The sequence below is a fragment of the Naasia lichenicola genome, assembly GCF_004801885.1.
Lineage (GTDB): Bacteria > Actinomycetota > Actinomycetes > Actinomycetales > Microbacteriaceae > Naasia > Naasia lichenicola.
Genome location: NZ_SSSM01000003.1, coordinates 289,477 through 301,954, shown reverse-complemented (window position 1 = coordinate 301,954; position 12,478 = coordinate 289,477). Strand labels below are relative to the sequence as shown.

Annotated in this window: 7 protein-coding genes; 2 read left to right on the top strand and 5 right to left on the bottom strand. The window is 69.7% G+C overall.

The annotated features are described in order from the left end of the window. Positions 1–102: 102 nt before the first annotated feature. Both E6C64_RS06535 and E6C64_RS06530 read right to left on the bottom strand, forming a co-directional pair. On the bottom strand, positions 103–1,161 hold the full coding sequence (locus E6C64_RS06535; RefSeq protein ID WP_136426836.1) for an AI-2E family transporter: 1,059 nt from the start codon (positions 1,159–1,161) through the stop codon (positions 103–105). Positions 1,162–1,195: 34 nt separating this feature from the next. Then, a complete protein-coding gene (locus E6C64_RS06530) occupies positions 1,196–2,725 on the bottom strand; it encodes a coiled-coil domain-containing protein (RefSeq protein ID WP_199240979.1) in 1,530 nt (509 codons plus the stop codon). Between the two features lie 399 nt (positions 2,726–3,124). Here E6C64_RS06530 and E6C64_RS06525 point away from each other — a divergent pair, with 399 nt between their 5' ends. Together E6C64_RS06525 and E6C64_RS06520 are read left to right on the top strand one after the other, a co-directional pair. After that, on the top strand, positions 3,125–4,927 hold the full coding sequence (locus E6C64_RS06525) for a DUF8094 domain-containing protein (RefSeq protein WP_136426835.1): 1,803 nt from the start codon (positions 3,125–3,127) through the stop codon (positions 4,925–4,927). Position 4,928: 1 nt separating this feature from the next. Further along, positions 4,929–5,927 carry a tetratricopeptide repeat protein gene (locus E6C64_RS06520; RefSeq protein ID WP_136426834.1) on the top strand — a complete coding sequence of 333 codons (999 nt, stop codon included), beginning with the start codon at positions 4,929–4,931 and terminating at the stop codon, positions 5,925–5,927. Here E6C64_RS06520 and E6C64_RS06515 read toward each other — a convergent pair. The 3 genes from E6C64_RS06515 to glgB all read right to left on the bottom strand — a co-directional run bounded on the left by E6C64_RS06515 (position 5,924) and on the right by glgB (position 12,428). Continuing rightward, complete coding sequence (locus E6C64_RS06515; protein WP_438941846.1) at positions 5,924–7,387, bottom strand: MFS transporter; 1,464 nt, start codon at positions 7,385–7,387, stop codon at positions 5,924–5,926. The two genes, E6C64_RS06520 and E6C64_RS06515, sit on opposite strands and share 4 nt — an antisense overlap. Before the next feature lie 313 nt (positions 7,388–7,700). Next, positions 7,701–9,182, bottom strand: coding sequence for a sugar transferase (locus E6C64_RS06510; RefSeq protein ID WP_158437765.1), 1,482 nt, complete (start codon positions 9,180–9,182; stop codon positions 7,701–7,703). Positions 9,183–9,731: 549 nt separating this feature from the next. Further along, a complete protein-coding gene (gene glgB, locus E6C64_RS06505) occupies positions 9,732–12,428 on the bottom strand; it encodes a 1,4-alpha-glucan branching protein GlgB (RefSeq protein ID WP_136426831.1) in 2,697 nt (898 codons plus the stop codon). Positions 12,429–12,478: the final 50 nt, after the last annotated feature.

Below are 12,478 nucleotides of genomic sequence, written 5' to 3'. Positions count from 1 at the left end.
GTGATCGAACACGGTTCAGGCGATTTTCACCTGATCCGTGTCCGAAACCGCAGAATCGCCTGATCGGTGAAGGTCGCCTGATCGGTGAAACGAGGAGCGGAGCTAGAGCTCGTTCTGCCGGGGGACGATGACCTGCTTGATGATCAGCAGGATCGATGCGGCCACGGGGATGGCGATCAGCGCGCCCAGGACGCCGAGGAGGGTGCCGCCGACCAGCGCCGCGATGACGACGATGACCCCCGGCACCTTGACCGCGCGGTTCATGATCGCCGGGCTGAGCACGTACGCCTCGACCTGCATGTAGACCACGTAGTAGATCGCGACCGCCAGCCAGACGCCCGGCTGGTTCGGGACGAGCAGCACCTGGCCCAGGATGATCAGGATCGAGCCGCTGATCGTGCCGACCAGCGGGACGAGGGAGAACAGGAAGGCGATGAACGCGAAGACCGCAGGCAGCTGCGCCCCGAAGATCCCCATGATGCTGAGGAAGATGAACGACAGGATGCCGTTCACCAGCGCGAGGGACGCCTGGCCGATCACGTAGCGGCCGACCGACTGGCTGATCTGCTCGGCGATGTCGGCGAACTTGGCTCGGCGCGTGGCCGGCACGAGCTGGTACAGCCCCGACTTGAACATGTCGAGCGACGCCGTGAAGTACAGGGTCAGGATGATGACGATGACCCCGCCGAACAGCCCGCTCGCGATGTTGATCGTCACGGCGAAGACGCCGCCGCCGATCGTCCCGGCGTTCTTCTGGACGTAGTCCACCGCCTGGTCGATGATGCCCTGCACGTCGATCGAGTTGCCGACGACGGACTGGATGTTGCCGATGAAGTCGGTGTAGCTGATCGTCTGGCCGTAGTCGATCACGCCCTGGACGAGCTTGGTGCCCTGCCCGACGATCGTCGGGACCACGGCGAAGATGATGCCGACGAAGGCGCCGAGGACCACCACTACCACGATGAGCAGCGCGGCCCACCGAGGCAGCTTGCGCCGCTCCAGCAGGGAGACCAGAGGGTCGAGGCCAAGTGCCAGAAAGATGGCGGCGCCGACGTAGGTGAGGATGGTGGCCAGCTGGCCGACCATCGTGCCGATGCCGATGGCGACCAGCACTCCGAGTCCCGCAAGGAGGCCGATGCGGAACGGGTTGAGAATCTTCACGGGGCCTTTCGACCGGCCTCTTGACGCCGACAGCTCAGCTGTCGGCGCTCACCTTGGATTTGGACGGGGACGAGCTGGATGCCGCGGCGCCGGCTGAGGCGGCCGACTCGGAGGCGTCGGACGCGGAGTCGGCTGTGGCGCTGGAGGACGAGCCGCGGGACGTCGAGCTGCCGGAGGCCGGTCCCGATCCGCCCGAGCCAGGCGTGAGCATGCCGCGGAGGTTCTCGAAGTACTCGGCGACCTCGTCCCGTTCGGCAGTGATGGCGGCGAGCCGCTCTTCCGCCTCGGTGACCAGGACGCGCGTGCGCTCCTCTGCCTCGCTGACGATGCGCGCTGCGCGGTCCTCGGCGTCCTGCACGAGGTTGGCGGCATGCGTCTCGGCGGCTTCGCGCTTGGTGCGGGTGTCGCGCTCGGCGGCGATCTCGAGAGTGTCGGCCTCCAGTCGCTTGTCGCCGGCCCGGCGGATCGCGTCGGCCAGCTGCATGTTGGCCTCGTCGAGGTACTTCTGGGTCTGCGCGACCGCCTCCTGATGGCGGGCGAGGTACTCCTGCTCCGCCTCGTCGCGACGGGCGGTCAGCTCGACATCGAGGTCGAGTCTGGCCTGCTCGATCTCCCGGCTGTGGGCCGCGCGATCCTCGGCGAGCTCGGCGTCGAATTCGGCACGCGCAGCGTCGAGCTCGTGGGCGAGGTCGGCGTGGGCGGCGCCCAGAGCCCGCTCGACGGCGGCGCGCTTCTCGTCGAGCTCGCGCTCCAGTTCGGCTCGGGCGGCTTCGCGCTCCAGCTCGTAGGCGGCTCGATCGGCGGCGATCGCGCGCTGGGTCGTGGCGAGCTCGTCGGCGATGAGGCGCTCATGCTCCTCGCGGGCCTCGTCGATCTCGCGGGCGACCGCCGCGCGAGCGACATCGCTCTCGCGGACGAGCCGAGCGGCTTCCTCGCGGGCCTGGATCGTCTCGCGGTCGGCGACGACGCGCAGCTCCGTGGCCTCGCGCTCGGCAGTGGCTCGGATGGCGGCTGCCTCCCGCTTGGACGTGCCGCGCAGCTCGGCGGCCTCCGTCGCGACGGCACCGCGGATCGCGGCCGCGTCGCGTGACGCGTCCTGCACCATCTGCTCGGAGTTGTTCTCGGCGCGCTCGGTCATCTGATCGGCCTCGGCGCGCGCGGCGGCGAGCATCGCGTCGGCACGGGACCGGGCATCCAGCAGCGTGCGCTCGGCGGCGGCGGCGGCTTCGGTCTTGAGGCGGTCGATGTCCTGCTGCACTCCTGTGCGGAGGCGCTCGGCGTCGATGTCGGCCTGTGCGATGACGCGGGTCGACTGCTCTTCCGCGACCCGGAGCATGTTCTCGAGCTTGTGTCCGAGACCGGAGTAGGTCGGACTGCCGACCTCCTCTATCTCGGAGGAGAGCTCGTCGACGAGCTGCGTCAGTCGACGGACTTCCTTCGATGAATCCGCGCTGGCCGTGTTGGCCTGGATGAGATCCCGGCGCATATCGGTGAAGGCCTTGTCGACCTCGTCGCGGTTGTAGCCACGCATGGCCTGGCTGAAATTGGCTTCGTCGCTGGCCACGGTCACTCCTGAGCTATCGGATCAGACGGAGACGGCGGGCTCGGGTGAGCCACCCGCAAGCATAGACCGCACGTCCGTCGCGGGCCGCAGGCCCACCGTCCACCGCGCGCGCACCCTCTCGGGGGCGGCAGAACCGCGCAAGCGGCGAGGGTGCGTCAGTCGACGAGGGGAGGCTCGACGGACAGCTCTCAGCGAACGCGCACGGTCTACGCGGATGCCCCTGGCTATCGTGGAACGTCCGTCTACCGTCGGGAGCGCGATTCGGCCTTGCCGGGAGTGCCTCGCCGCTCCGAACAGAGCGCCGACCTACGATGAGCGATGGCGGGCCGTCGCCGGACGCGCACTCACGCGCGGTATCGGCCGGGTCGATCCGCGACCGGTGTCGGAAGGAGGAGTGCAGTGCGTTTCGTATTCGCCATCGTGGCCTTCGTCATCGCCGCAGGGATGATCGCCTACGGCATCGCCCAGCGCACCGTGCTGGCGCCCGACGACCGGGTGGTCGCCGTCGCCGAGTTCGACAGCACGACCGCCTTCACCGTGGTCGACGGATCGGTGCTCGCCGCCAATCCCGGCCAGCAGCGCCTCGACCTCGCCGGCACCGGACCCATCTTCGCGGCCTACGCCCGCACCGCCGACATCCAGGCCTGGCTCGGAGACACCCCCTACAACGAGGTCGGCTACGACGTGCAGTCCGGCCGGCTCGACACCACCGTCGTGACCAACACCGACACGAACACCGACACGGCGACCGACACAGCCACGGGGGAGGCGTCGACGGCGACCACCCCGGCGCCGAATCCGGCGGGCTCGGACCTGTGGCTGGAGGAGCGCACCGGCGAATCGCAGCTGCGCTGGACGGTGGACCTCCCGAGCGAGCTCTCCCTGATCATCGCGTCCGACGGCGCGGCACCGGCGCCCTCCGCGCTGCGCCTCAGCTGGCCCGTCGTGCACAGCACCCCATGGGCGGGACCGCTGATCATCGGCGGCGGCGTGCTCCTCATCATCGGCCTCATCCTCTACGTCTGGGGCCTCGTGCACATGCGCCGCACGCGCGGTCCCCGCCGCAAGGCGCCGCCCAAGATGCCGCGTCTGCCGCAGCCGCCGAAGTACAAGCCGCAGAACGTCCTCGAGCCCGCGACAACGGCGAAGGGCCGCCGCTCCGCACGCCGGGTCGGGGCGCTCGCGGGTGGTCTGATCCTCACCACCTTGGCACTCTCCGGCTGCTCGGCCGTCGACGACCTGTTCGCCGATCAGCCCGTGCCGTCGCCGTCCCCGTCGTCCACCGACGTCCCGCTGGACGACGCTCTGCCAGTGGCGGTCACCGTCTCGCAGCTCGATCGGATCATCGACGATGTCGTCGCGGTGTCCACCGATGCCGACGCCAATCGGAACGGCGATCTGCTCGCCTCGCGCTTCGCCGGCCCGGCGCTCGAGGAGCGGCTCGCCAACTACGCCGAGCGGGGTGCCGACGGCGCCATCGCCCCGCCGGAGGCCATCGCTGCAGGCAAGATCAAGGTGGACCTCCCCGAAGCGACCGACACCTGGCCGCGCACCGTCTTCGCCGTGGTCGGCACCGAGGATCCCGCTGTCGCGCCCGTGGCGCTCGTGCTCATGCAGCAGACGCCGCGCGACAAGTACCTGGTGAACTACGCGGTCAAGCTGCAGCCGGGGATCGAGTTCCCGGCCGTCGCTCCTCCCACGGTCGGCACGGCCTCGCTGCCTGGAGACGCGAAGTTCTTCGTGACCCAGCCGGATCAGGTGGGAGCGCAGTACGCCGACATCCTGCTGAACGGCGAGGCGAGCGCATCGTTCCCGCTGTTCCAGGCCGACCCCGACGGACTGCGCACGCAGGTGGGTGTGGACTACAAGAACGGCCAGCGCGCCGCCCTGCCGACGACGGCGTCGATCGAGTATGCGAACGGGCCGGGATCGGGGCCGGTGGTGACGCTCGCCACGAACGAGGTCGGCGCGATCATCGCCACCAGCATCGTCGAGACGGAGACGGTCAAGCCCGTGGAGACCGGCGCGACCGTCAGCCCGACGGGCGCGGTCAAGGCACTGTCCGGACTGACCTCGACCGAGAAGGGCGTCGTCTCGACCTACGGCTATCAGCTGCTGTTCTTCGTGCCTCCCGCCATCGATGGCGGGCAGGTCCAGCTGCTCGGGTACGCTCAGGCCTTGATCTCAGCGAAGGAGTTGTGACGTGAATCCCCCCGCGCCGCAATCGATCGGCAATCTGCGAGGCGCCATCGACCTCGCCCCCCTCGTCAATCGCGCCAACGCGCCGCGCCCGCCTGCGGGTGCTCCCGCTTCCGGTGCGACAGGTGGCCCAACCGCCGGAGCCGGTCCCACCGGTGACGGCGTCATCCGCGTTCCGAGCCTCGTGCTCGAGGGCACCGACGCCAACTTCGGCCAGGTGCTCGAGCTCTCCAAGCAGGTGCCGATCGTCATCGACCTCTGGGCCGAGTGGTCGGAGCCCTGCAAGGAGCTCTCGCCGATCCTGGAGCGGGTCGTCACCGGCTTCGGCGGACGGCTGCTCCTCGTGACGGTCGACGTCGACGCCAATCCGCAGCTGGCCCAGGCGTTCCAGGCGCAGTCCGTGCCCACCGTCGCAGCACTCGTCGGCGGCCGGCCGATCTCGCTCTTCGTCGGTGCACTGCCCGAGGCGCAGGTCGGCGAGGTGTTCGATCAGCTGCTCGCCCTCGCCCAGCAGAACGGCGTGACCCAGTCGGTCACCGTCGAGGGCGTCGATCCCAGCGCTCCGCCCGCCGAGCCGATCGAGGAGCCGCTGCCGCCGCATCACGCCGAGGCCTACGCCGCGATCGAGCAGGGCGACTACGCGACCGCCATCGCCGAGTACAAGACGGCCATCGCCCAGGATCCTCGGGACAGCCTGGCCGTCGCGGGCCTCGCTCAGGTGCAGCTGCTCTCGCGCCTGGCCGCGGTCTCCGCCACCGACGTCCGTGCGGCGGCGGCCGCCGATCCAACCGACCTTGCGGCGCAGCTCGATGTCGCCGACCTCGATCTCTCGGGCGGCCACGTCGACGACGCGTTCGGACGACTGCTCGACCTGTTCCCGCGGCTGGATGCGGCCTCCAGGGAGTCGGTCCGCAATCGCCTGGTGGAGTACTTCGAGGTCATCGGCACCGACGACCCCCGCGTGATCGCCGCCCGTCGACGCCTGGCGAGCCTGCTCTACTAGCTCGGATCGGCCACAGGGGCCGGCTCGACGGTCATGGCCGCCGTGCGTCCGGGCATGAACGACACGGCGATCGCGATTCCTATGCTGACCACGAGCAGCGCGATGAACACCGAGTGGATCCCGCCGGTGAGCGCTTCCGGTGACGGGTCGTCCGCGCCGCCGACCGCCGCGTTCACGATGGCGCCGAAGACCGCGACGCCGATCGCGCTGCCGATGGACCGTGCGAAGACGTTGCCCGCGGTGACCACGCCGCGCTCGCCCCATCCGACGCTCGACTGCGCGGCGATGAGCGCGGGCGAGGCGACCCAGCCCATCCCGAAGCCGATCACGGCGCAGTTGATGGCGACGAACCAGATGGTGGAGTCCGCGCCGAGCAGCAGGTTGAGCGCCGACCCCGTGATCACGAAGGCGGAGCCGATCAGCGCGGTCGCCCGGAATCCGATCCGGAGGTAGACCCGGCCCGCGTTGGTGGCCGCGATCGGCCAGCCGAGGGTGAGGGCGGCGATGGCGAAGCCGGCGAGCAGGGCGGAGGCGCCGAGCACCTCCTGGCCGAAGGTCGGGACGTAGCTCGAGAGGCCGAGCAGGATCGCGCCGACGCCCAGGGCGACGAAGCTGGTGGACAGCGTCACGCGGCGCTGGAAGATCCAGAGCGGCACGATGGGCTGCGCGACGCGCTGCTCGACCAGGACGAACGCCACGATGAGCGCCAGAGCGGCGCCGAACACGGCGAAGCTCGGTGCCGACAGCCAGGGCCAGGTCTGGCCGCCTTCGAGCAGGCCGAGGATGAGGAGGGCGCTGCCGCCCGCGATCAGGACCGCTCCGGCGAAGTCGATCTTCTGCTGGCGCGCTTCGAGCTTCTCGTGGAAGTTGCGCACGATCAGCCACGCCGCCAGCAGGCAGAGCGGGATGTTGATCGCGAAGATCCAGCGCCAGGCGTCGAGGTCGGAGAAGACGCCGCCCACGACGGGTCCGACCACCGAGGCGACCGCCCACATGCTCGCCAGGTAGCCCTGGGCCTTGGCGCGCTCGGCGAGGGAGTACATGTCGCCGGCGATGGTGATCGACATCGGGGCCACCGCGCCCGCGCCGAAGCCCTGGATCGCGCGGAACAGGATGAGGGTGAGCATGTTCCAGGCCAGCCCGCAGAGGACCGAGCCGATCAGGAACAGGCCGATCCCGACGAGCATGATCCGCTTGCGTCCGTAGACGTCGGCGAGCCGGCCGTAGATGGGAACCGTGACGGCCTGCGCCAGCAGGTAGATCGAGAACAGCCACGGGAACTGGTTGAAGCCGCCGAGGTCGCGCACGATGCCGGGCACTGCTGTGGCGAGGATCGTGGCCTCGAGCGCGATCAGCGCCGTGGAGATCATCAGCGCGAGAAGGACCGGTCCGCGTTCGGATCGCAGCCCGACGGAGGCTCGGGTGATCTTGGGGGTCCCGGCTTCAGTCTCTGCACTCACCAGTAGGTCAGCGCCGGGGGCGCGCGAGCTATTCCCCGGTCGAGGCATGTCGGCCACCTTTCCTCCCGTCGGCCAGGTTTCCTTCCCGTGCCCACGGGAGGAAAGGTGGCCGAGCCGGACCGAAAGGTTGCCGAAAGCGCTGCGCAGAAGGAAAGGGCCGCACTCTCCGACGGGGGATCGGGAGTGCGGCCCTGGGTTCCGCTGGCGGGCGACCGTGCGGGCGTCGAGATGGGGGAGTCTCGCGGGTATGCGCCACAGCGTCCAGGTGGGGGACCGGGATGGTCGCCCGGCCAGCGGAAGTCTTATCGAGCGATCAGTAGGCGCCGTCCGGGAAGAGCACGGTCTTGGCGGTGCGCCACAGGATGATCAGGTCCCCGGTCATCGACCAGTTCTCCACGTAGTAGAGGTCGAGGCGGATGCCGTCCTCCCATGCGAGGTTCGAGCGACCGCTGACCTGCCAGAGTCCGCTCATGCCGGGCGTGACGACCAGGCGGCGACGCTCCTTGGAGTTGTAGTCCGACACCTCCTCGGGCAGGGCCGGGCGGGGTCCGACGAGGCTCATGTCGCCGCGGAAGACGTTGATCAGCTGGGGCAGCTCGTCGAGCGAGTACTTGCGGAGCACCTTGCCGACCGGGGTGATCCGGGGATCGTCCGCCATCTTGAACAGTCCACGGCCGATGCCCACGGCGGCGACGAGCTCCGCACGGCGGGCGTCGGCGTCGGTGTACATCGAGCGGAACTTGAGGATGCGGAAGTTCTCGCCGTCGCGTCCGACGCGGTCCTGCGTGTAGAAGACCGGGCCGCCGTCGGCGCGCTTGATGAGCACCGAGAGCACGAAGAACAGCGGAAGCAGGCCGAGCAGGATGAGGCCGGAACCGACGATGTCGAAGATGCGCTTCGCGACGCGCTGCGGGCCTTCGTACTGCGGGGTCTCCACATGGATCAGGGGGAGTCCGGCGACCGGACGGAGGTGCACGCGGGCACCGGCGACGTCGGCGATGCTCGGCGCGATCATCAGCTGGTGGCGCTGCGGGTCGAGGCCCCAGCTGATCTCGCGGACGCGCTCGGCGGGGAGGTGGTCGGAGTTCGTCGCGATGACCGTGTCGGCGCCGTAGGAGTCGAGCAGCGATGGGACGTCGTCGATGCCGCCGATGACGGGCAGGCCCGTGTTCCCGAGGAGCCCGGAGTCCGGGCCGTCGGAGAGGCCGACGCCGACGACGTGATAGCCGAAGGCGCTGTTGCGCGAGAGCTCGAGTGCGGTGGAGGTCACGGACTGCTCGGAGCCGATCAGGACGACCCGCGAGCTGTACTGACCGCTGCGGCGCTTGGCGAGCAGCCACTGCCGCCAGGCCCACCGGCTGCCGACGACGGCGACGGTGCCGAGCGCGAAGGTGACGGTGGCGAAGACGCGGGAGACGTCGAGGTCGAGGAAGAAGGCGGCGACGAGGAACACGGCGAAGGTGGCGACCGATGCGTCGACGACGCGCTTGTACTCGGTGGTGCCTGCGCCGATGACGCGGGCCCCTCGGGTGTCCATCAGGCGCAGGGCCAGGATCCAGACCACGGCGATGCCGAGGCTGAGGGGGAGCTGCGTCATGACCTTGTCCATCGCGCCGGCGGCGCCGATGGGCAGGTTGTTGGCGCCGAGCACGAGGAGGTGCGATGCGGCGATGCTGAGGGCGACGGTCGCGGTGTCGCTGATCGACAGGCGCAGCGCGTAGCGCTTCGCCCAGCCGGCGATGCGCGGCGTGCTGAGTGTGGTCGGGGCGGTGCCGACGCGGACAGATGTGGTCACGAAGCCTGATCCTCTGGGGGCTAGAGCAGGGTTCGGAGCTGATGCTCCGAGATGGGGTCGAATCCAGGACTGCGGCGGGGGAGCCGCGGTGTCCGTGGACGGGGAGTGCGCCGGAGCGCTGCGCTCGTTAGGAGCGCCGACCGTTCTCTCGGAGAGAGGAGTGGAATGGGGTGTGCAGGGATGGGGTGAGCATGGGCGGCTCTTTCAACGCGTGCGCCGTGAGGTCACCGGTGTGGGGCACCGGGCTGTTCGGCGAGGGGGGTAAGCGACTCTTCGGGTAAAGAGGCGTTGCGGCGACGATGGGGTACAGGAGACTTTTCGGGATCTCCTGAGTCGCTGCCGTCCGCCCAATGTAGCGCCGTCGGAAGACCCCCGACAAGGCGATCAGGCCCCCCGTCCGGGTACGGTCCCCCGAACTGGGGGCCGTTCCCGGCGCGTCGAAATCTCTCGGAAACACGCGGCTGTCCAGCACCTTTTCCCGGCTTCCGCTGAGGGGACCTCAGCATGGCCGGTCGAAGGCTGCCGCTGCCGCTCGTCGAGCGGCCGACGTCAGGCGCGGGGACGCAGGAAGAGCACTCCGAGCGGGGGGATGGTGAGCTCGACGGACGCGGGCTGGCCCTGGTGCCCGTGCTCCTCCGCCGTCACGACGCCGAGGTTGCCCGCCCCGGATCCGCCGTACTCGACGGCGTCGGAGTTGAACAGCTCGTCCCAGACCCCGGCGTGCGGCAGGCCGACGCGATAGGAGCTGAGGGTGCTGCCGCCGAAGTTCGAGATCACTGCGATCGGATTGCCGGCGCGGTCCCAGCGCAGGAAGGAGACCACGTTGTTGGCCGAGTCGCTGCCGTCGATCCAGGAGAAGCCCGACGCCTCGTTGTCCTGCTCCCAGAGCGCCGCATTGTCGCGGTAGACCCGGTTGAGCTGGCTGACCATGGTGAGCAGACCGCGGTGCAGGGGCTGGTCGAGGATCCACCAGTCGAGCCCGCGCTCCTCGCTCCACTCGGAGGGCTGACCGAACTCCTGGCCCATGAAGAGCAGCTTCTTGCCGGGGTGTCCCCACTGGTACGAGAGGAAGGCGCGCACGTTCGCGAGCTTCTGCCAGTGATCGCCGGGCATCTTGCCGATCAGGGAGCCCTTGCCGTGCACGACCTCGTCGTGCGAGATGGGCAGCAGGAAGCTCTCGCTGAACGCGTAGATGAAGGAGAAGGTCAGCTCGCCCTGGTGGTAGGAGCGGTACATCGGGTCCTCCTGCATGTAGCGCAGGGAGTCGTTCATCCACCCCATGTTCCACTTGAGGCCGAACCCGAGCCCGTTCACGCTCGTCGGATGCGTGACGCCGCCCCAGCTCGTCGACTCCTCGGCGATCATCACGATGCCGGGGTAGAGCTTGTAGGCGGTCGCGTTGACCTCCTGGAGGAAGCTGATCGCCTCGAGGTTCTCCCGCCCGCCGAGCTTGTTCGGGATCCACTCGCCGGCCTTGCGGGAGTAGTCGAGGTAGAGCATCGAGGCCACCGCATCGACCCGGAGGCCGTCGATGTGGAACTCCTCCAGCCAGTAGAGGGCGTTGGCGACGAGGAAGTTGCGCACATGCGATTCCCCGAAGTCGAAGACCAGGGTGCCCCAGTCCATCTGCTCGCCGCGGCGCGGGTCGGAGTGCTCGTAGAGCGGCTGGCCGTCGAAGCGGGCGAGCGCGAAGTCGTCCTTCGGGAAGTGCGCGGGCACCCAGTCCATCAGCACGCCGATGCGCGCCTGGTGCAGTCGGTCGATCAGGAAGCGCAGGTCGTCGGGGTGGCCGAACCGGGAGGTCGGCGCGTAGTAGCCCGAGACCTGGTAGCCCCACGAGCCGCCGAACGGGTGCTCGGCGAGGGGCATGAACTCGACGTGCGTGTAGCCGGTCTCGTGGATGTAGTCGACGAGCTGGTCGGCCAGCTCGCGGTAGCCGAGCCCGGGGCGCCACGAGCCGAGGTGCAGCTCGTAGACCGACATGGGCTGGTTGTGCGGATCGTGGGCGGCGCGAGCGGACAGCCAGGCGGTGTCGCCCCAGACGTAGTCGGTCTCGCCGACGACCGACGCCGTTGCGGGCGGGATCTCGGTGTACTGCGCCATCGGGTCGGCCTTCTCGATCCAGTGGCCGGCCGCGGTGAGGATCTCGAACTTGTACGAGGTGCCGGCGGTGAGGCCGGGCACGAAGAGCTCCCAGATGCCGGTGACGTCGAGGCGGCGCATCGAATGCAGCACGCCGTTCCAGCCGTTGAAGTCGCCGAGCACCCGGACGGCGCGCGCGTGCGGCGCCCAGACGGTGAACGAGGTGCCCGCGGCCGGCGCGTTCACGCCGAAGTGCTCGCGGGTGTGGGCGCCCATGACCGTCCACAGCCGCTCGTGGCGTCCCTCGCCGAAGAGGTAGAGGTCCACCTCGCCGATGGTGGGGAGGTACCGGTACGGGTCGTCGACGCTCCAGACGGTCCCGTCGGGGTAGCTCGCCTCGATCTCGTAGTCCTGGAAGCCGAGGATGCTCGTGCCCTGCCAGACACCCGATCCGATGTGGCCGAGCTCGATGCGCGCGCCGGTCGAGAGCACGGCGGTGACCGTGTCGGCGAGCGGACGGAGCGCACGGATGACGACCACCGGGTCGGTGACCCCCGGCGCCTCGACCGGGTGCTGGCCGAGCACCGAGTGCGGTCCGGAATGCGTGCCGGATGCGATCTGCTCCAGGATCTCGGCCGGAACCGTGGGCAGGACCAGCTCGGGATCGCTGCCCTGCGAGGTCGTGGCATGGACGACGGCGGGGCTCGCGTCGTCGAGCGCGGGCAGGTCGGCGGGCACGTCGGCGCTCTCGGCCGTCAGCGGGACGGCAGCGGTCGGGGCTGCGGCGGTCTGGGTGAGGTCGGTCTCGCCTGCAGGGGAGAGGACGGCGCTCGCCGTGGCCTCGGAGGAGCCGGGTGCGGCTTCGGGTGTGGCGGCCGATCGCGTGGAGGTCGCCGTCGAAGCCTTCGCGGGAGCCTTGCGACGCGGCGCCTTCGGGGCCGGCTCGATGGCCTCGGGTGCGAAGGCGCCCGCCTCCACCGCGTTCGCCTGCTCGGCCTTCTCCGCCTCGACCTTGGCGGATGCCTTCGGAGCACGCTTGGCGGGAGTCTTCTTGGGCGCGGTCGCGGCGTCGCCGACGGTCGCGGCGTCGCTCGAGAGCGATGGGGCCACGGCGGACTCGACCGCCTCCGCGTCCTTCTTCTTGGACTTCTTGTCGTGGGCCATCTCGGGTCCCTTCAGTTCACTGTGCGCCGGTTCCGGGAGCGCTTCTGCAG

What these genes read in the sequence shown, in the direction of transcription:
- glgB (WP_136426831.1), bottom strand. Translation starts at nt 12,428, where the DNA reads ATGGCCCACGACAAGAAGTCCAAGAAGAAGGACGCGGAGGCGGTCGAG.